This window comes from Sphingomonas sp. PAMC 26605 (assembly GCF_000241485.1).
Classification (GTDB): domain Bacteria; phylum Pseudomonadota; class Alphaproteobacteria; order Sphingomonadales; family Sphingomonadaceae; genus Sphingomonas.
Genome location: NZ_JH584241.1, coordinates 861,964 through 881,177, shown reverse-complemented (window position 1 = coordinate 881,177; position 19,214 = coordinate 861,964). Strand labels below are relative to the sequence as shown.

Here is a 19,214-nt window from a genome sequence, read left to right as displayed (position 1 = left end):
AGGATTAAGGCATGTCGATGAACCTCCCGTCGCAACGCGGCCGTGGGCGTCGCGCGCCGATGGCCGACATCAACGTCACGCCGCTCGTCGACGTGATGCTGGTGCTGCTGATCATCTTCATGGTCACCGCGCCGTTGCTTACCGCGGGCGTCCCCGTGACGCTGCCCGACAGCCGCGCCAAGGCGCTCGACCAGGACCAGAAGCCGCTCGTCCTGTCGCTCGACGGTGAGGGCAAGCTGTTCCTCGACAAGGATCCGCTCAGTGAAGCCACGCTTCCCGACATGCTCGCACAGCTAGCCGCCAAGGGCGATCCGGCCAAGCCGCCGCAGGTCTTCCTGCGCGCCGACCGCAAGCTCGATTACGGGCATGTGATGCGCGTGATGGGCGAGCTCAACCGCGCCGGGTATAACCGCGTGGCGCTGGTGACGGTGGGCCAGGACGGGCAATGACGCGGTCGGAGCAATACGGACTCGGGGCGGCCGTGCTCGGCCATGTCGCGTTGTTCGCGCTCCTGTCGCTCGCCTGGAGCAGCGCGCCCACCCCGCCGCCGACCAACACGCCGATCGAAGTCTCGCTGGTCGACGATGTCGCGCTCGACCAGCACGCCCCCAAGGCGCCCGAGCCGCCCGCGCAATCGGCCGCGCCCGACCCCGGCCCGCCCGAAGACGCCCCGCCGCCCGAGGCCGAACAGGTCGCGCCCGAGCCCGCGCCACCCAAGCCAGCGCCGGTCGTCCCCAAGCCCGCGCCGCCAAAGCCTGCGCCGAAGCCAGCGCCGAAACCCGAGCCCAAGCCCGACGCGGTCCCGCCGCCCAAGCCCGCGCCGAAACCCAAGCCTGCGCCAAAGAAACCCGCCGCCGAGAAATCGGAGGAGGCCGACAAGCCCGCTACCAAGCCTGCGCCGGCAAAGGCCGCGCCTTCCAAGGCCGCCCCGGCCAGGAGCGCCGCATCGACCAAACCGGCAACCGCGGCCAAGGCGAACGGCACCAACCCCAAGGCGACCAAGGCCAAGCCGACCGGTTCGCTGCTCGACGACGATTTCCGCAAGGGCCTGACGCAATCGCCCTCCAAGGCGAAGACGTCCGAAGCCGCGCCCGGCGCGACGATGGACGCCAAGGCCGCCGCCGATATCGGCTCGGCGATCCGCCGCCAGGTCCAGCCGTGCGCCGATCGCCAGGTCAATCCCGGCCCGGGCGCGTCGCGGATCGTCGTGACGATCCGGCTGTCGCTCAACCGCGACGGGTCGCTCGCCGGGCGGCCGACCGTGTCGGACGATCACGGCGGGGTCGACGACGAGAATCGCCGCTACGTCGACACGGTCGACCGCAACGCGATCGCGACCTTCGCCGGCTGCGCACCGCTGCGCGGCCTCCCGCCTGAACTTTACGACGTGCCTCGCGGGTGGAAGACCTTTATCCTGCGCTACAAACTTCCCGGCTGAGGAAAGACGATGATGCTCCCCAAGACGATCTTCGCACTTGCTCTGGCTGCGGTCCCCGCGGCGACCCTCGCGCAGACGGGAACGGCGCCGCTGCCGGTGCCGTTTCCCAATAGCCCGCCGAGCACGCCGCAAACCGGGGCGCCGGTGCCCGGGCAGGCGGGTGTGACCAACCCGCAGCAGCAGGGCGAGCTCGTCGTCGATGTCGTCGGCGGTGTCTCGGCGCCGCTCGGCATCGCGATCCCGGTGATGCCGACCGCGGAGGCGGTCAGCACCCCCGCCGGCCGCACCGACGAGCTCGGCCGGCAATTGTCGCAGATCGTCACCACCGACCTGCGCAATTCAGGCCTGTTCAAGCCGCTCGGCGGCGACGCGCTGCATCCGATCGCCTATCCCGAAGTCACTGCGCCGACCTTCGACTATTGGGGCCCGGCGGGCGCGTCGGCGCTCGTCCAGGGGTTCGTCCGCGCCAATGGCGACGGGATGCTCACCGTCGGCTGCTACCTCTACGACGTCTCGTCGCGCGCCGAACTCGCGCGGCAGGGCTTCGTCGTGCCGCCGAGCGAATGGCGTCGCGCCGGGCACAAATGCGCCGACATGGTCTATTCGAAGCTGACCGGCGAAGGCCCCTATTTCGACAGCCGCGTCGTCTACATCTCGGAGACCGGCCCCAAGGGCAAGCGCATCAAGCGGCTCGCGATCATGGACCAGGACGGCGGCAACCACCGCTTCCTGACCAACGGCCAGGCGATCTCGCTCACGCCGCGCTTCTCGCCCGACCAGCGCTCGATCGTCTATATGAGCTATCTCAAGGATCGCCCCTCGATCTACGTCTATGATCTGGCGAGCGGATCGTCGCGGCTGCTCGTGTCGAGCGCCAACCTCACGTTTGCACCGCGCATTTCGCCCGATGGCCGCTTCGTGCTGTTCTCGATGGCGGTCGGCGGCAATACCGACATCTACCGCGTCGCCTTCTCGGGCGGCACCCCGCAGCGGCTGACCGACTCGCCCGGCATCGACACCGGCGCGACCTATTCGCCCGATGGCGGCCGGATCGTGTTCGAGAGCGATCGCTCGGGCACGCAGCAGCTCTATGTGATGAATGCCGACGGCTCGTCGCAGCAGCGCATCAGCTTCGGCAGCGGGCGCTATGCGACCCCGGTGTGGAGCCCGCGCGGCAATCTCATCGCGTACACCAAGATCGGCGGATCGTTCCGCATCGGCGTGATGAGCCCGGCCGGCGGCAACGAGCAGTTGCTCACCGACGGCGCGCAAGACGAGGGGCCGAGCTGGTCGCCCAACGGCCGCGTGATCATGTTCTTCCGCTCCGGCTCGGGCGGCGGTGGGCGCGCCGATCTGTGGTCGGTCGACTTGACCGGGGTCAACGTCCGCCGCGTTCCGACCGTGCTCGATGGATCCGATCCGGCATGGGGACCGTTACGCCCCTGACACTTTGCTCGATCGGGCGAAGTGTTTGACTCTTCGGCCTACGCGGGCAAAGCCACGGGCTTGCTCCGATACGTGTTCGAAACGCCGTTTAACTCTGGGAGAAGCCGCCATGGCGAAACTGACCACGACGCTGCTGATTGCCACTGCCCTGCTCGCGACCACCGCGTGCAGCAAGAAGCGCCCGGCCGAGCTGCCGCCCGCGCCCGGCCCCGTGACCGACCAGGGTGGATCGGGCGGACAGGGCGCGATCGTCCCCGGCTCGCGCGCCGATTTCGAGCGCTCGGTAACGAGCAACACCGTCAATTTCGCGCTCGACAGCTACAGCCTCGATGACCGCGCGCGGTCGATCCTCGACAGTCAGGCGACGTGGCTGGCGCGCTATGCCAACGTGCCGGTGAGCCTCGAAGGCCATGCCGACGAACGCGGCACGCGCGAATACAACCTTGCGCTCGGTGATCGTCGCGCGCTGTCGGCGAAGAACTATCTTGCCACGCGCGGCGTCGCGCCGGGGCGGATCTCGACGATCAGCTACGGCAAGGAGCGCCCGATCGCGCTGGGTTCGGACGAAGCCAGCTGGGCGCAGAACCGTCGCGCGGTGACGATCGTTCTGAACTGATCTCCTAACTCCCTCTCCCAGCGGGAGAGGGAAGGGGCCCGCTCGGCGCAGCCGAGGGGGAAGGGCGAGGGCGACGCTGGCTTTGCTGGCGTCGCCCTTGCCATGTCCGTCACCCTCACCCTTCCGTTGCTGCGCTCCTCCCTCCAGCATCGGGTCGGTCAGGCCCCCGGCATGACCTGAACAGCGCGGGGCGCTATTCACCCGATGCTCCCGAGGGGAGAGGGATTTACATTGCCATTCATAAAATCTCGATATAAATATGATATCATATTAACGGGAGGCATTGATGATCGAGTCGCCAACACGCAACACCGCGCTGACGCTGTCGCAGGAGCGCAGCGCAGCGACGTCGAGCGGGTATCTGATGCTCATCGTCGCGGGCGTGGCGCTCGGTTTCGGACTGTTCGGGGCAAGCCTATTGCAGTACGAATCTACGCTCGGCGGCGTGCTCGTCGCGATCGCGGCGCTCACCGTCGCCTTCGTCGCCTGCGGTTTCTACATGCAGCAGCCCAACCAGGCGACCGCGATCACGCTGTTCGGCGCGTATCAAGGCACCGACCGCAACACCGGCCTGCGCTGGCTGCTCCCGTGGCTTGCGCGAAAGAAAGTCTCGCTGCGCGCCAACAACATGATTTCCGAGCGGCTCAAGGTCAACGATCTGCGCGGCAACCCGATCGAGATCGCCGCACAAGTCGTGTGGCGCGTCACCGACACCGCGCAGGCGCTGTTCGACATCGACGACTACAAGGCGTTCGTCATCGTCCAGATCGAGGCGGCGGTGCGGACGATCGGCGCGCGTTATCCCTATGACGATTTCGAGCATCAGGAAGTGACGCTGCGCGGCAATCACGAGCAGGTCGGGACAGAGTTGCGCGCCGAGCTGATCGCCCGGCTGGCGACAGCTGGGATCACCGTCGACGAATGCGGCTTCACGCATCTGGCGTACGCCTCCGAAATCGCCGGCGCGATGCTGCGCCGCCAGCAGGCGCAGGCGGTGGTCGCCGCTCGGAAAACGCTGGTCGAGGGCGCGGTCGGGATGGTCGAGATGGCGCTCGACTTGCTCAGCGAGAAGGGCGTGGTCGAACTCGACGACGAACGCCGCGCCGCGATGGTGTCGAACCTGATGGTCGTGTTGTGCGGCGAGCGCGACACGCAGCCGGTCGTCAATGCCGGTTCGCTCTACCAGTAACGGCAGGACGATGGTCGCTCCTCCCAAGAAGGCGTTCGCGCTTCGCCTCGATCCCGCGCTCTATGCGGCGGTCGAGCGGATCGCCGCGGCCGATCTCAGGAGCGTCAACGCCCAGTTCGAATGCCTGCTGCGCGAGGCGCTCGCCAAGCGCGGCGTCAAGCTCGAAGCGCCCAATCCGCCCCGGCGCGGGCGGCCCCCCAAGGAGGATGACGATGCAGACGCGTGACGTGTTGAAGCGCAAAGACCGCGATCAGGCGTATTGGTTCGCGCCGCATGTGTTCGGGATCGGCGCCACTCCGGTGACCTGGCAGGGCTGGGCGGTGACGATCGGCTTTTGCGCACTGCTGATGCTCGTCGTGCGGTTCGTCCACGAGCGAATCGCGCAGGTCGGTGTGGAGGTGGCTCTCCTCCTAGTCTTCACGATGATCGTCATCCGCAAGACCGAAGGCGGTTTGCGCTGGCGCTGGGGAACGGGCGGCTGAGCGACGCGGCGGTCAGGCACCCCACACCTTTCGCCCTGAGCCGTCGACGCGCAGCATTCAGCAGGTACGCAGCGGTCGGTCGATCCGGGCTTCGACAAGCTCGGCCCGAACGGGTCGACTCAGGCCGCGCGCTGTTTCAACCGAGCGCCTGATCGAGTAGTTTCGCCAGGCGCAGCCCGCCGCGCTCGACCTCGAGCCGCGCGATCGGCACGTCCTTCTCGATCGTCGCCTCGTCCATCGTGACGTGCGCCGGCGTCGGCGCGCACGGATCGGCCATCACGCTGCCATAGGTCACGTCGTGCGCGACCTGCCAGCTTTCGCGGCTCCAGTCGGTGACGTCGCCCGCGGCGATCTTCGCGCGCACCGCCGCGGGATAGCGTCGCACCATTGGCGGCCCGCTGGTGATCGCGCGTTCGGCGAGATAGCCGTCCCAGATGCTGTGCAGATTGAGCCGCGCGGTGCCGTAGCCGCCATAGCTGGCGAGCACCTTGTTGCCGCCCTGATCGTCCTTCTCGCCCGCGTGGAGCGGCTGGTGGAGATCGCCGACGAAATGGACCAGGAAGGCGAGCGCTTGCACCCGGTCGTGGAGCGGGGCGCGCTTGTTCTTGAGCAGCGCGACGTCCTTGGTGATCTGCGCCGAGACGCAATTGCCGTCCTTGCACGCCGAAACCAGGTCGAACGGGTGGCAGATGTTCACGTCCTGATAGTGCCAGCTATAGGCATAGCCGAAGCGCGATTTGCCGTCAGGGCCTTTCAGCGGCTTGATGCAATCGGCCCACACCGCGGCGTCCGAGATGTTGGACGCCTTGCATTCGGGCGTGCCGAGCAGCTCCGAATGCGCGAGCAACTTGCGGATTGCGGCGCGCGTCTTGGGGCGGACATTGGCGTCGGCGATCTGCGCGATCGTCTGATGGCCATATTCCCAATAGGCCGACGCGGGCGCGGCGGTCGCCGCGGCGAGCAGGGTGGCGGCGACGGCAATGCCGGGACGAACGCGACGGAGACTGGTCATGGGCTCGGGCCTTAGCGGCGTTGCTCGTCCCGCGAAAGCGGGACTCGAAAGGCCAATGCCGAAAGGACGAGCTTCTCCCCTTGCGCCTCCCTTCTTTGCGTCTTCGCGTCTTCGTGTGAGAAAAAGACGGGGTGCTCACACGAAGACACGAAGGCACGAAGCGAAACGCCTTTGCGTCCTCCGCGCCTCTGCGCGAACAAGAAAAAAGGTTGGTTCGCGCGGAGGCGCGGAGGACGCGGAGAGAAGAAGGGTTTGGCTTTCGGGCTATTCGTCGCCGAACACCCCGACCTCGCGGTACCCCGTGGAATCGACGCCCGCGCGGTACATGCCCGGCGTCGAGAAGCGCCACAGCGCCTCGCCGTGCGGCCCCGCGACGATGATCCCGCCCGTCCCGCCGAGCGCCGATACTTCGGCCAACACCGTCTCGACCGCCGCTTCCAGCGATTCGCCCGCCAGCCGCACCCGCGCGCAGATTTCGTGCGCGACATTGGCGCGAATGAAGAATTCGCCCGAACCGGTGCACGACACGGCGCCAGCGCGGTCATCGGCATAGGTGCCAGCCCCGATCAGCGGCGAATCGCCGATCCGGCCCCAGCGCTTGCCCGTCACCCCGCCGGTCGAGGTCGCGGCGGCGACATGGCCGTGCACGTCGCACGCCACCGCGCCGACCGTGCCGTATTTCATATCGACGTCGAACGCGCCGCCGCCTTCGAGCATCTCGTCGAGCTGCGCGCGCCGCTCGGGCAGCACCAGCCAGTCCTGCGTCGCGGGCTCGCAGCCTTGCTCGGCCGAAAAGGCGTCGGCCCCCGCTCCGCTCAGCAGCACATGCGGGCTCTCGGTCATCACCGCACGCGCAAGGCTGACCGGATTGCGCGTCGCGGTCACCCCCGCCACCGCGCCGGCATTGCGGTCGCGCCCGTCCATGATCGCAGCGTCGAGCTCTGCGACCCCCGCATGCGTCAGCGCCGCGCCGCGTCCCGAATTGAAGTGCGGATCGTCCTCGAGCACGCGCACCGCCGCCTCGACCGCGTCGAGCGCCGCGCCGTCCGCTGCCAGCACCGCCGCCCCCGCATCGAGCGCGCGCCCGAGTGCGGCGCGCGCGCCGTCGGCCTGTTTGGGCGTCACGGTGTCGCGCGTCATCTGCCCGGCCCCGCCATGCAGTACCAACGTCCAGCCCATCATGTCTCTTTCGTCTGGGGGAAGGGCCGCAGCCCGATCAGCGGGCGCAGCCAGCCGATCTCGCGGCCGATCGCGTAAAATAGCCAGCATCCGGCAAGCGTCGTCACGACGAGCACGCCGAACTCGACGAAGCGCGGCAGGCCGAACGGGAGCAACGCGCCCTCGACCCCGACGATGATCGTCTGGTGGATGATGTAGAAGGGGAACACCGCCTCGGTCAGCACGCGCCGCCACGGCAGATCGCGGTTGAGATGGCTGTCGGCGAACCCGATCAGCGCGACGATCATGCTCCAGCCCTGCACCGCGCGCGCGCTGGCGAACAGGATGCCCCATGGCCAGGCGGGCGTCGTGCTGTTGGGCCAGCGCAACTCGGTCGCCGCGACGATCGTGTAGCACGCGATCCCGACCGCCAGCGCCCACGGCCACAGCCGGCGCATCGTCGCCAGCGCCGGCGAGGATCCGGCGAGCGCGAAGCCGAACAGGAAGGCGGGCAGATATTGCACATGGCTCACCGAATCGCCGACCAGATCGTTGCTCGGCCCGATCCCGGGGAACAGCCAGGCGCTGACCAGCACGAGCCACGCCGCCGGGAGCAGCCACACCAGCCACCCGCCAAACAGCCGATCGAAGCCGCGCTGCAGGCTGCGCTGCCCCATCACCGCGACGAGCACAGCGAGCACCATCGTGTAGATCCACAGATAGCCGACGAACCACAGATGCTGCCACGTCGGCAGCGCGAGACCGTTGACGACGCGGAAGCTGAAATAATCGTGGAGCAGGAAATACCCAAGATCATGGGTGTAGCCGCGCTGCGTGATGAGCTCGATCCACGGTTGCAACGGCACCACGACAATCACGCCGAACAGCAACGGGATGATCAGCCGCCATGTGCGGTTGACCGCGAAATGCCCCGTCGCGGGCCCACGCACCAGCAGCGCGCGGCTGGCATAGCCCGACACGACGAACAGCAGCAGCAGGCGCCAGCTGTTGACCGCCAGCATCGGGATCGCGACCCACGCCAGCGGCTGCGCGGTCTTGGCGTGATAGCCCCACGGCACGAACACCATGCCGATATGATAGAGGATCAGCAGCGCGAACGCGCCGATGCGCAACCAGTCCAGTCCGTAATGCCGTTCCATCGCGCGGCCCTAATGCCACGCGCCGCCGGGAGCAAACTCTAGCGGTTTCCGATGGCGCGGATCGTCGCTATATGGGCGCGATCAACCAGAGGAAGTTTTCCATGTCCCTCCGCCCATGGCGCGACATCAATCGCCGTCAGAGCCGCCAGATCATGGTCGGCAACGTGCCGGTCGGCGGCGACGCGCCGGTCACCGTCCAGACGATGACCAACACGCCGACCGACGACGTCCGCGCGACGATCGACCAGATCCGCCGCTGCGAGGATGCCGGCGTCGACATCATCCGCGTGTCGTGCCCCGACGTCGAGAGCACCGCGGCGTTGAAGCAGATCGTCCGCGCGAGCCGCGTGCCGATCGTCGCCGACATCCATTTCCATTACAAGCGCGCGCTCGAAGCCGCCGATGCGGGCGCCGCGTGCCTGCGCATCAACCCCGGCAACATCGGCTCGGCGAGCCGCGTCAAGGAAGTGATCGACGCCGCCAAGTCGAACGGCTGCGCGATCCGCATCGGCGTCAACGGCGGGTCTCTCGAAAAGCATCTGCTCGAAAAATATGGAGAGCCGTGTCCCGACGCGCTGGTCGAATCGGCGATGGACCATATCAAAATCCTGCAGGACCACGACTTTCACGAGTTCAAGGTCGCGGTGAAGGCGTCGGACTTTTTCCTCGCGGTGGCGGCGTATCAGCAGCTCGCCGAACTGGTCGATTGCCCGCTGCATCTCGGCATCACCGAGGCGGGCGGCTTCGTCGGTGGCACCGTCAAGTCGTCGATCGGGATCGGTTCGCTGCTGTGGTACGGCATCGGCGACACGATCCGCGTCTCGCTCTCGGCCGAGCCCGAGGACGAGGTCCGCGTCGGCTTCGAGATTCTGAAAGCGCTCGGCATCCGCAACCGCGGTGTGCGCGTCGTGTCGTGCCCGTCGTGCGCGCGCCAGGGCTTCGACGTGATCCGCACCGTCCAGGCATTGGAGGAGCGGCTCCAGCATATCCGGACCCCGATGTCGCTGTCGGTGCTCGGCTGCGTCGTCAACGGCCCCGGCGAAGCGCGCGAGACCGATATCGGGCTCACCGGCGGCGGCAACGGCAAGCACATGGTGTATTTGTCGGGCGTCACCGACCACACGGTTAATTCCGAGGACATGCTCGAGCATATCGTCAAGTTGGTCGAGGAAAAGGCGGCGTCGATCGAGGCGCATGATGCGGCGCTGGCGGCAGCGGCTCCGGTGGCTGTGGCGGCGGAATAGGTCTTGTGGTATGTGTTAGGTCTCGGGAGGGCTGACATGACCTATCATGCCAAAGTGATCGCTGGTGGTAAGATCGTCATCCCGGCGGAATTGCGCCGTGAATTCGGAATCTCTGACGGTGATTCGCTGGTGCTCGCCAAAAGCGGCGAGGGAATATCGCTGAAAACCTACGGACAGGTGGTCCGGGAGGCGCAGCAGGCGTTCCGCGAGATGACCGGTGACGACTATTCCGTGGATCAGTTCTTGCGGGAGCGGGCGAGCGACTGGCGCGAGGAGTGAGCGTCGTTCTCGACGCGTCTGCGATCCTCGCGGTACTGTTGGACGAGCCGGGCGGGGAGATCGTGATCCCGGTGATGCGCGGGAGCGCGCTGTCGGCGGTGAACGCGTCCGAGACGTTCCAGCGTGCGGCAGACAAGGGCCACCAGACGCAGCGCGTTCTCGCATTGCTGCAGGGCCTCGAGATTGAAGTCGTTCCGTTTACGATGAATCATGCGATTGCTGCGGCCGATTTGCGGCCCGCTACCAGGGCGGCGGGCATCTCGCTCGGCGATCGCGCCTGTCTGGCGCTCGCCGCCGAGCGGCGCGCGACTGTCTACACCGGAGACCGTCGACTCGCCGGCGTCGATGTCGGTCTCGATCTTCGTCTGATCCGCTGAAGATGCTCGTGCCAACACCAAGGGAGGTGGGTGCGGCTGCCGCCTTTACGGTCGCCGCCGCCGGCATCGCGACCTATTCGGCGATGGACGTGCTGATGAAAGGCCTCAGCATCACCAGCGGCGCCTATTCGGCGGTGCTGTGGCGTTCGCTTGTCGGCGTCGCGTTGCTCGGGACGATCTTCGTGCTGCGGCGGCGGCCGTTTCCGGGGCGGGTGGCGCTCAAGCTGCACGTGCTGCGCGGCGCGACTGCGGGCTTCTCGGTCTTGCTCTTCTTCTGGGGCTTGGTGCGCGTGCCGATGGCGCAGGGGGTGGCGCTGACCTTCCTCGCCCCGCTGATCGCGCTCTACTTCGCCGCCGCGCTACTCGGCGAGACGATCCGGCGCGCGGCGATCCTCGGGTCGATCGTCGCAAGCCTCGGCGTGCTTATCATTGCCGCCGGCGAGGTGCAGGGGCATGCCTCGACGAGCCACGTGCTCGGCTCGCTCGCGATCTTCGCCGCGTCGATCTTCTACGCCTACAGCCTGATCCTGCTGCGCCAGCAGGCGCAGGTCGCCGATCCGCTCGAGGTCGCCTTGTTCACAAGCGTCGTGCTCGGCGGCCTGCTGCTGCTCGGCGCGCCGTGGTTCGCCGGGCTGCCGACCACCGCACAGCTCCCGTCGATCGGCGCGGCCGCGGTGCTCGGGTCGATCTCGGCGATGGCGCTCGCCTGGGCTTACGGCCATGCCGAGGCGCAGGTGCTGGCACCGGTCGAATATACCGCGTTCGTCTGGGCGTCGCTGTTCGGCTGGTGGGTTTTCCACGAGACCGTCTCGTTCTACACCGCGGGCGGCGCGGCGCTGATCATCCTGGGATGCGTCCTCGCCGTGCGCGGCCATGCCGCACCCGCTCCGCAAACCGAGGCCGCCGCATGATCGAGATTCGTCCCTCCACTCCCGCCGACGTGCCGCTGATCCTGCATCTCGTCCGCGAGCTCGCCGAGTTCGAGCGCGCCGCCGACAAGGTCGTCGCGACCGAGCCGCTGCTCCATGACGCGCTGTTCGGCGCGTACCCGGCGGCCGAGGCGGTGATCGCCGAGCTCGACGGCAAGCCCGTCGGGATGGCGCTGTTCTTCCACAATTTCTCGACCTGGACCGGCTGGCGCGGGCTGTATCTCGAGGATCTCTACGTCACGCCCGAGGCGCGCGGTGCAGGCGTCGGCAAGGCGTTGCTGCAGCATCTCGCCAAGCTCGCTGTCGAGCGCGGCTGCACGCGGTTCGAATGGTCGGTGCTCGACTGGAACGAGAAGGCGATTCGCTTCTATCGCTCGATGGGCGCCGCACCGATGGAGGAATGGACCGTCTACCGCGTCACCGGCGATGCACTCGCCGAGCTGGCGGGGCAGGGCTGATGGCGGTCGATTCGGGCCTGATCGCCTGGATCGAGGAAGCGCTCGCGCCGCTGGGCACGGTCAGCCGGCGCGCGATGATGGGGGGCGCGACGCTCTATCTCGACGGCACGATCTTCGCGATCGCGTTCGAGGACCAACTCTGGATCAAGGCCGATGCGACGAGCGACGCGGTGTGGGACGCCGCCGGCTGCCCGCGCTTCAGCTATACGATGGGGGAGGGGCGCGAAGGCTCGATGAACTATCGCCGCGCGCCTGACGATGTCTATGACGATGCCGATGCGCTGCGCGAATGGGCGATGCTGGGCATCGCCGCGGGGATGCGCGCGCCGGTGAAGAAGAAGCCCGCTCAGAAATAGCCCGTCATTCCCGCGAAAGCGGGAATCCCGCTTCTTCTCATTGGGCCAGAAGAAGCGGGACCCCCGCTTGCGCGGAGGTGACGGTGGGGTTCAGTCCTGCTGCGCGACTTCGCCAGGGGCAGGATCGCCGGCCTTCTTGGCCTGCTCATAGCGATCGATCGCTTCGATCACGACCTTGCGCGCTTCCTCGCGGTCGCCCCACTTGCCGACGCGGACCCACTTCTTCTTCTCGAGGTCCTTATAGTGCGTGAAGAAATGCTCGATCTGCTCGAACACGATCTCGGGCATGTCGCCGCGCTCGTTAACGTTCGAATAGTAAGGGAAGGTCGAATCGACCGGTACGCAGACGAGCTTCTCGTCGCCGCCGGCTTCGTCCTCGAGGTTGAGCACCGCGATCGGCCGCGCGCGCACGACACACCCCGGGATGAAGGGCGAGCGCGCGATCACCAGCGCGTCGAGCGGATCGCCATCGGGCGACAGCGTGTGCGGGATGAAGCCGTAATTCGCCGGATAGCGCATCGGCGTGTGGAGGATGCGGTCGACGAACAGCGCGCCCGATGCCTTGTCGAACTCATACTTGACCGGCTCGCCACCGGTCGGGACTTCGATGATCACGTTGAGGTCGTCCGGTGGGCCCTTGCCGACCGGGATCATGTCGATACGCATGGTATGTCCTTAGGTGCAGTAGAAAATCGGATCGGATCGGCCTTATCGCGGCGCCAGCAAACGGTCCAGCCCACCCTCTCCGGTGCCGATCTTCTGGAGGTGCGGATAGCGCAAGCCCTCATGATAGTCGATGCTGACCGGGCTGATCTGGTCGTTGCTTTTGACCAGTAGAACGATTGGCGTCTTGCGCGCCTTGGCCGCGGTGACCGCAGCTTTGAGCGCGCTGTCGGAAAAAGCGGTGCCGTCGACCGCGACGATGCTGTCGCCGATCGTCAGTCCGGCCTTGTACGCGGGCGAGTCCCAGCCGACCCCGGTGAGCTTGCCGTCCTTGTCGACCGTCAGGCCGAGCGAGAAGGTGAGGTTGGTGTTCTTGCGCGCGGTTTCGGCATTCTTGAAGGCGAGCGTAGGCTCCTCGGTATAGATCAGCTTGTAGCCGTTCGCCTCGAAGCCTTTCAGCGGGGCGGGGGCGCCGGTCTCGGTCAGCCGCTTGGTCAGCAGGCCGGCCCAGTCGTACGGCTGGATCGCGGTGAGCGTCTTGACCACGTCGTCGAACGTGTAGGTGACCTCGCCATAATCGCCGTCGTTGAGGCCGAAAAAGGCGCGGCCGAAATCGTCGATCGATTTCTTGCCGCCCGATTGCTGGCGCAGGATCGAATCGACTTCCATCCAGACGAGCAGGCCTTCGTTGTAATAATCCTCCGAGCGCTGGTAGCTGGTCCAGCCCTTGGGGCGGCGCTGCGAGATCGTCGGGTCGTTGGTCGTGTCGACCATGTCGCGCCAGTTGCGTGCCGGGCGGTTGTCGAGCTCGGCCATGATCGCGGCATAGCCGTCGAGCGTGTCCTGCTTCGACACGATCCCTGAGCGCGCCTGCAGGACATAGCCCCAGAATTGCGTCTGGCCTTCATAGACCCACAACAGGCTGCCGCGCATCGGCATGCGGAAATCGGGGGTCCACAGGTCGGCGCCGCGCCGGAACTTGCCGTCCCAGCTATGATTGTATTCGTGCGGCAGCAGGTTGCGCGAGCCCGGGCCGTCCTTCCACTTGGTGAAATAGCCGAGCTTCACGCCGTCTTCCGACGAGCGGTGATGCTCGAGCCCGATCCCGCCCATCACGTCGGAGATCGACAGCAGGAATTCGTACGTGTCGTAATGCTGTGCGCCGTAGAGCTTGACCGCCTGGTCGACGAGCCGCTTGTGCGCGTCGATCTGCTCGGGGGTCGCGACGAGCTCGGCGGGGGTGTCGGCATAGACGTCGAGATTGACGCGCGGCGAGAGCGGCCACTGCTTGTAATAGCGCCCGGCGAGGACCGGAGAATCGACCAGCACCTCATAATTGGTCTGCTGATACGCGTAGGTCGAACCGTTCGCCTTCGACGGCAGCCCCGACGAGGCAGTAAAGCCGGCGGGGTACTTGACCACCGCCTTGACCGGAATCTGCCGCGTGAAATAGCCCGCCGGGTAGAGGCTCATCGAATTCCACTGCAGCCGCAGCATGTTCGGCGACATCACCACCGAGCCCTGATCGGGCGCGGTCGCCGAGAGGAATTGCAGGTCGATGTCGAGGCGCGTCGCGCCCGCCGGCACGTCGATATGGAAGGCGTAGACGTCGACCGGGTCGCGCGTCCACGCGACTTCCTTGCCGCCCGCGCGGATGTGCAGCCCGGCGAGCTTGTCGAGCTGCCCCGTCGGCGAATGGTTGCCCGGCAGCCATTTCGGGAAGAGCAGCACCATATGCCCTGCGCTCACGCCGCTGATCGTCTCGCGCGTCGTGAAGATGCCGCGCGTCGTGTCGGTCGCGTCGATGTCGAGGCTGATCGTGCCGGGGAAAGGCGTGTCGCGCGCTTCGGGGATCGTGTCGACGATCGGCACCGGCTGCGGCTTGGAATTTTCGGCCAGCACCGGCGATGCGGTGGTGGCAAGCAACAGGGCGGTGAACGCGACGCGACGGATCATGCAGGGGAGCTTTCTGAGAAGGGCGGCTGTGGTGGTGGTTAAAGCGGCTCACTCGCTCCGCGTCCAGCCCTTCGCGGCGTGTTTGCGCTACGACCCGCTACTGCTACCAAGCACGTTGATGGTGAAGGCGAGCACGCCGATGTTGAAGACGAAGGCCGCGAGACACTGGCCGAGCGACACGCGCCGCATCCGCCGCGACGAGATTTCGACGTCGGAGGTCTGGAAGGTCATGCCGAGCGTGAAGCTGAAATAGAGGAAGTCCCAATAATCGGGCTCGGCGCATTCGGGGAAATCGAGCCCGCCCGAATCCTTCCCGTCATTGTCGCAGTCCGAATAGAAGAGATGCGCGTAATGCAGCGCATAGACGGTGTTCGAGAACAGCCAGGCGAGCACCAGCGTCGCGATCACCAATACGGTCGCGGCGATGCTCGTCTTGCCCTGCAATTCCTTGGCGACCGAGGTGAGGATGATGAGCATCGTCACGCCGGTGATCACGAGCAGCCCGGCACGATTGGCGTCGTTGTTCTCGGCGGCCTTGCGCATCTTGTCGGCCTCGCCGTGGCCGAGCAGCGTCGAGATCGCGATCAGGAAGACCGCAGCGGCGACGTCGAACGCCGCCATCGCGCCGCGGCCCCAGCCAAGCGGCGGGATTGCGACGAACAGCCCGACCACGAACAGCGTGGCGAAGAGGATGAAGCGGGGCGGGGCAACTTTCTTGCCGAGGTTCAGGCTCATCGGGGAGTGCTACCGCGCTTTTGCGCGCCGTCAAATGCTCGCGCAAACATAACGCTTTTGTCACATATGCAGCGCGCGGTTCGCCATCACGCCCGCAATGAACAGCAGATAGACGCCGAACACGCGCTTGAGCGGCTCGGCCGGCAGCGCATGCGCCGCGGCGACGCCGAGCGGGGCGGTGAGGATCGACATCGAGGTGATGACGACCGCGCCGAGCAGGTTGACATAGCCGAGCGAGCCGACCGGCAGGCCGGGCTTGCCGAGCCCGATCAGGATCCAGCCGATCGTGCCGGGCACCGCGATGATGAAGCCGAACCCACTCGCGGTGGCGATCGCCTTGTGGATCGAGCGGCCGCACAGCGTCATCACGATCACCGCGACCGTCCCGCCGCCGATGCCGAGCAACGAGGAGAAGAGGCCGAGCCCGCCGGCGATCGCGGCGCGGGGGAGGCCGGCGGGCATGGTGTCGCTGACCTGGCGCCGCGCGAGCTTGGGCACGAGGAAGTTGATCGACATCAGCACGATGCCGCCCGCGAAGATGAAGGTCAGCGTCTGCCCCGTCATCCGCTGCGCGAGCAACACGCCGATCCCGACGCCGAGGATGATCCACGGCGCCCAGCTTTTCAGAATCTCGAAATCGACCGCGCCGCGCCGGTGGTGGCTGAGCGTCGAGCGCAAGGCGGTGACGACGATCGTCGCGAACGAGGTGCCGATCGCGACATGGGTATATTCGCCCTTCGCGCCGCCGAGCAGCGGGAGCAGCGCGATCATCGCGGGGACGACAACGAAGCCGCCGCCGATGCCGAACAGTCCGGCGGCAAAGCCGGCGAACAGCCCGGCGGCGAGCATGGCGAGGATGGCGGGCGCCCAGGCGAGCATGAGGCTCATGCGCGGGCGCTCGAGCGGGGGCAAACGGACACGGCAAACAGACGCATGGCGACCTTTCCGAAACGAGCCGGGTGGGATCCTGCGGATGCTGAAGTGGGAACTGTTGCCGCCCCCGTTGCACCAATGCTGCGGCGCGGGGCCGGGCAGTGTCAAGCGGCTCGCGCCTCCCCTCCCTGGAAGGGAGGGGCCGGGGGTGGGTTGCTCTCAGCAGGAACGTAACGCCCGCCACGGGCCGACCCACCCCCAACCCCTCCCTTTCAGGGAGGGGAGTAAAGGGGGCCTCACAACCATCTGGCGCTCGCCCCGGCGCTCGCATAGAGAACGCAGCCTTATGGCCCGTATCGAAACCCCAAAACGCATCCGCGGCACGCAGGACATCTTCGGCGAGGAGCAGCGCCGCTTCGCGCACGTCGTCGAGACCTTCGAGCGCGTCCGCCGGCTCTATTGCTTCCAGCGGGTCGACATCCCCGTGTTCGAGAGCACCGCGGTGTTCGCACGCTCGCTCGGCGAGACCACCGACGTCGTGTCGAAGGAAATGTACACCTTCGAGGATCGCGGCGGCGATTCGCTGACGCTGCGCCCCGAATTCACCGCCGGCATCGCGCGCGCCTATCTGACCGAGGGGTGGCAGCAATACGCGCCGCTCAAGATCGCGACGCACGGCCCGGTATTCCGCTACGAGCGCCCGCAAAAGGGGCGCTTCCGCCAGTTCCACCAGATCGACGCCGAGGTGATCGGCGCGGCCGAACCGGCGGCCGATGTCGAACTGCTCGTGCTGGCGGACCAGTTGCTCCACGAACTCGGCATCGCCGATGGCGTGACGCTCCAGCTCAACACGCTCGGCGACGCCGAGACGCGCGATGCGTGGCGCGCGGCGCTGGTCGCGCATTTCGAGGCGCACCGCGACGTGCTGAGCGAGGACAGCCTCGCGCGGCTCGACAAGAATCCGCTGCGTATCCTCGATTCGAAGGATCCGCGCGATCGGCCGGTGGCGGACAGCGCGCCCGATATCGACGCCTATCTGACGCCCGAGGCGCGCGCCTTCTTCGACGCGGTGACGGCGGGGCTCGACGCGGCGGGCGTGGCGTGGACGCGCAACGCGCGGCTGGTGCGCGGGCTGGATTACTATCGCCACACCGCGTTCGAGTTCGTCACCGACCGGCTTGGGGCGCAGGGTACCGTGCTAGCTGGTGGGCGCTACGATGGGCTGATCGGGAGCCTCGGTGGTCCCGAGACGCCGGGCGTCGGCTGGGCGGCGGGAGTCGAGCGGCTAGCAATGTTGCTAGAAGAACCTGTTGCAGAACAGGAGGTCGTGGCACTCATACCTGACGGCGAAGCTGCCGAGCGGAAGGTTGTGAAACTGGCTGCCTATCTGCGCACAAGAATTGCTGCAGAAGCGCCAAGGCACCCAGCTTATCGCGACCGCTATTTGAGCGTAGATCAATCATTTGAGTTGGCCATCGAGCCAGCTTTTAAGAGCAATCAGCGCAAGCAATTTGACAAAGCGAAGCGTAATGGCGCGAGCGTTATCCTAACGATACGCGCTGGCGAAAGCGCTGATCTGGGATCGATGGAGGTTGACCTCTATCGATCGGACGCTGACAGAGCTCGCATGCCACATGGCGTTGGCAGTTTGATAAACGCGTTGCTGCCGCGGGACGAAACCGTCGAGCAGACAATTGCAGGTGGAATCCGGATTAAGTTACCCGAATGACCTCCATCTCCCCCGAACGCATCCTGCAGATCGAGGCGCGGCGTGACGAATTGTCGGCGTTGATGGCGTCGGGCGACCTCCCGTCCGACCGCTTCGTCCAGGTCTCGAAGGACTATGCCGAACTCGAGCCGATCGCGCGGGCTGCAGGCGAGGTTAGGCGGCTCCGCGCCGAGCTCGACGTGCTCGCCGGCATGGAGGAGGAGAGCGACCCCGAGATCAAGCTGATGGCGCGCGAGGAGATCGCGACGATCCGCGACACGCTTCCCGATGCCGAGCGCGCGCTCGCGCTCTCGCTGCTGCCGCGCGACGCCGCCGACGAGCGCGCCGCGATGCTCGAGATCCGCGCCGGCACCGGCGGCGACGAGGCGGCGCTGTTCGCCGCCGACCTGTTCCGCATGTACCAGCGTTATGCAGAAGCGCAGGGGTGGCGGGTCGAGCTGATTTCCGCCTCGTCTTCCGAAAGCGGCGGCTTCAAGGAAGCGATCGCCTCGGTCGAGGGCAAGGGCGTGTTCGCGAAACTCAAGTTCGAAAGCGGCGTCCACCGCGTCCAGCGCGTGCCGGCGACCGAGGCGCAGGGGCGCATCCACACCTCGGCGGCGACCGTCGCGGTGCTGCCCGAGGCCGAGGAGGTCGACGTCAAGATCGACGACAAGGATCTGCGGATCGACGTCTACCGCTCGTCGGGGCCGGGCGGGCAGTCGGTCAACACCACCGATTCGGCGGTGCGGATCGTGCACATCCCGACGGGCCTCACCGTCATCCAGCAGGACGAGAAGTCGCAGCACAAGAATCGGGCCAAGGCGATGCGAGTGTTGCGGACGCGGCTCTACGAGGCCGAGCGCGACCGGCTGCATCAGGAGCGCGCGGGCGCGCGGAAGTCGATGGTCGGGTCGGGGGATCGCTCGGAGCGGATCCGGACGTATAATTTCCCGCAGGGGCGGGTGACCGATCATCGCATCAACCTGACGCTGCACCGCTTGCCCGAGATCTTGCAGGGCGAGATGGACGAGCTGGTCGGCGCGCTGATCGCGCAGGACGAGGCCGAGCGGTTGGCGGCGCTCGATGGCTGAGGAGCCCGCAAAGCCCCTCCCCTTCAGGGGAGGGGTTGGGGTGG

Annotated in this window: 22 protein-coding genes; 15 read left to right on the top strand and 7 right to left on the bottom strand. The window is 66.8% G+C overall.

Translation table 11 applies throughout. The features are described 5' to 3' along the window. Positions 1 to 11 precede the first annotated feature (11 nt). From tolR to RH90_RS03915, 7 genes are all read left to right on the top strand, one after another. Complete coding sequence (tolR, locus tag RH90_RS03945) at positions 12 to 449, top strand: protein TolR (protein WP_010184019.1); 438 nt, start codon at positions 12 to 14, stop codon at positions 447 to 449. Next, entirely contained in the window at positions 446 to 1,438 is a 993-nt protein-coding gene (locus tag RH90_RS03940) for a hypothetical protein (RefSeq protein WP_010184017.1), read from the top strand. Before tolR ends, RH90_RS03940 begins: the two co-directional genes overlap by 4 nt. 9 nt (positions 1,439 to 1,447) lie before the next feature. Further along, complete coding sequence (gene tolB / locus RH90_RS03935) at positions 1,448 to 2,884, top strand: Tol-Pal system beta propeller repeat protein TolB (protein WP_010184015.1); 1,437 nt, start codon at positions 1,448 to 1,450, stop codon at positions 2,882 to 2,884. A gap of 109 nt (positions 2,885 to 2,993) precedes the next feature. Beyond that, positions 2,994 to 3,500 (top strand): peptidoglycan-associated lipoprotein Pal, encoded by a 507-nt coding sequence (gene pal / locus RH90_RS03930; protein ID WP_010184014.1) that lies wholly within the window; start codon positions 2,994 to 2,996, stop codon positions 3,498 to 3,500. A gap of 286 nt (positions 3,501 to 3,786) precedes the next feature. After that, positions 3,787 to 4,689 carry an SPFH domain-containing protein gene (locus tag RH90_RS03925; RefSeq protein WP_010184013.1) on the top strand — a complete coding sequence of 301 codons (903 nt, stop codon included), beginning with the start codon at positions 3,787 to 3,789 and terminating at the stop codon, positions 4,687 to 4,689. A 10-nt stretch (positions 4,690 to 4,699) separates the two neighbouring features. Then, positions 4,700 to 4,915, top strand: a complete 216-nt coding sequence (locus RH90_RS03920) for a hypothetical protein (protein ID WP_010184012.1) — start codon at positions 4,700 to 4,702, stop codon at positions 4,913 to 4,915. Beyond that, positions 4,902 to 5,171 (top strand): hypothetical protein, encoded by a 270-nt coding sequence (locus tag RH90_RS03915; RefSeq protein WP_010184011.1) that lies wholly within the window; start codon positions 4,902 to 4,904, stop codon positions 5,169 to 5,171. The genes RH90_RS03920 and RH90_RS03915 overlap by 14 nt, the downstream gene beginning before the upstream one ends. A gap of 136 nt (positions 5,172 to 5,307) precedes the next feature. On the opposite strand, the gene RH90_RS03910 is transcribed toward RH90_RS03915, so the two are convergent. The 3 genes from RH90_RS03910 to RH90_RS03900 all read right to left on the bottom strand — a co-directional run bounded on the left by RH90_RS03910 (position 5,308) and on the right by RH90_RS03900 (position 8,501). Continuing rightward, the gene (locus RH90_RS03910; RefSeq protein WP_010184010.1) at positions 5,308 to 6,183 is read right to left on the bottom strand and encodes a S1/P1 nuclease; all 876 of its coding nucleotides are present in this window, start codon (positions 6,181 to 6,183) and stop codon (positions 5,308 to 5,310) included. 264 nt (positions 6,184 to 6,447) lie between these two features. Further along, entirely contained in the window at positions 6,448 to 7,362 is a 915-nt protein-coding gene (locus RH90_RS03905) for an isoaspartyl peptidase/L-asparaginase family protein (protein WP_010184009.1), read from the bottom strand. Beyond that, positions 7,362 to 8,501, bottom strand: a complete 1,140-nt coding sequence (locus RH90_RS03900) for an acyltransferase family protein (RefSeq protein WP_010184008.1) — start codon at positions 8,499 to 8,501, stop codon at positions 7,362 to 7,364. The genes RH90_RS03905 and RH90_RS03900 overlap by 1 nt, the downstream gene beginning before the upstream one ends. A gap of 101 nt (positions 8,502 to 8,602) precedes the next feature. Between RH90_RS03900 and ispG the strand changes: the two genes are divergently transcribed. Genes ispG through RH90_RS03870 form a run of 6 tightly spaced genes read left to right on the top strand, consistent with a single transcriptional unit; the run spans position 8,603 to position 12,144 of the window. Then, the gene (gene ispG, locus RH90_RS03895) at positions 8,603 to 9,745 is read left to right on the top strand and encodes a flavodoxin-dependent (E)-4-hydroxy-3-methylbut-2-enyl-diphosphate synthase (protein ID WP_029625018.1); all 1,143 of its coding nucleotides are present in this window, start codon (positions 8,603 to 8,605) and stop codon (positions 9,743 to 9,745) included. A 36-nt stretch (positions 9,746 to 9,781) separates the two neighbouring features. Then, positions 9,782 to 10,024: an AbrB/MazE/SpoVT family DNA-binding domain-containing protein gene (locus tag RH90_RS03890; protein WP_010184006.1), complete on the top strand. Its 243-nt coding sequence runs from the start codon at positions 9,782 to 9,784 to the stop codon at positions 10,022 to 10,024. Beyond that, positions 10,021 to 10,401 (top strand): type II toxin-antitoxin system VapC family toxin, encoded by a 381-nt coding sequence (locus tag RH90_RS03885; RefSeq protein ID WP_010184005.1) that lies wholly within the window; start codon positions 10,021 to 10,023, stop codon positions 10,399 to 10,401. The genes RH90_RS03890 and RH90_RS03885 overlap by 4 nt, the downstream gene beginning before the upstream one ends. A 26-nt stretch (positions 10,402 to 10,427) precedes the next feature. Next, on the top strand, positions 10,428 to 11,312 hold the full coding sequence (locus RH90_RS03880) for an EamA family transporter (RefSeq protein ID WP_010184004.1): 885 nt from the start codon (positions 10,428 to 10,430) through the stop codon (positions 11,310 to 11,312). After that, entirely contained in the window at positions 11,309 to 11,788 is a 480-nt protein-coding gene (locus tag RH90_RS03875; protein WP_010184003.1) for a GNAT family N-acetyltransferase, read from the top strand. The genes RH90_RS03880 and RH90_RS03875 overlap by 4 nt, the downstream gene beginning before the upstream one ends. Then, positions 11,788 to 12,144, top strand: a complete 357-nt coding sequence (locus RH90_RS03870) for a TfoX/Sxy family protein (RefSeq protein ID WP_010184002.1) — start codon at positions 11,788 to 11,790, stop codon at positions 12,142 to 12,144. Before RH90_RS03875 ends, RH90_RS03870 begins: the two co-directional genes overlap by 1 nt. A 90-nt stretch (positions 12,145 to 12,234) precedes the next feature. Here the strand turns inward: RH90_RS03870 and ppa are convergent, their stop codons facing one another. From ppa to RH90_RS03850, 4 genes are all read right to left on the bottom strand, one after another. Beyond that, complete coding sequence (gene ppa / locus RH90_RS03865) at positions 12,235 to 12,810, bottom strand: inorganic diphosphatase (protein ID WP_010184001.1); 576 nt, start codon at positions 12,808 to 12,810, stop codon at positions 12,235 to 12,237. Between the two features lie 42 nt (positions 12,811 to 12,852). Next, positions 12,853 to 14,763 (bottom strand): M61 family metallopeptidase, encoded by a 1,911-nt coding sequence (locus tag RH90_RS03860; RefSeq protein WP_010183999.1) that lies wholly within the window; start codon positions 14,761 to 14,763, stop codon positions 12,853 to 12,855. An 87-nt stretch (positions 14,764 to 14,850) separates the two neighbouring features. Next, positions 14,851 to 15,498, bottom strand: coding sequence for a DUF1345 domain-containing protein (locus tag RH90_RS03855; protein WP_010183997.1), 648 nt, complete (start codon positions 15,496 to 15,498; stop codon positions 14,851 to 14,853). A gap of 60 nt (positions 15,499 to 15,558) precedes the next feature. Beyond that, positions 15,559 to 16,386, bottom strand: a complete 828-nt coding sequence (locus RH90_RS03850) for a sulfite exporter TauE/SafE family protein (protein WP_010183996.1) — start codon at positions 16,384 to 16,386, stop codon at positions 15,559 to 15,561. Positions 16,387 to 16,717: 331 nt separating this feature from the next. Between RH90_RS03850 and hisS the strand changes: the two genes are divergently transcribed. Both hisS and prfA read left to right on the top strand, forming a co-directional pair. Continuing rightward, positions 16,718 to 18,100, top strand: coding sequence for a histidine--tRNA ligase (hisS, locus tag RH90_RS03845; RefSeq protein WP_010183995.1), 1,383 nt, complete (start codon positions 16,718 to 16,720; stop codon positions 18,098 to 18,100). Then, positions 18,097 to 19,170 (top strand): peptide chain release factor 1, encoded by a 1,074-nt coding sequence (prfA, locus tag RH90_RS03840; RefSeq protein ID WP_010183994.1) that lies wholly within the window; start codon positions 18,097 to 18,099, stop codon positions 19,168 to 19,170. Before hisS ends, prfA begins: the two co-directional genes overlap by 4 nt. Positions 19,171 to 19,214 lie beyond the last annotated feature (44 nt).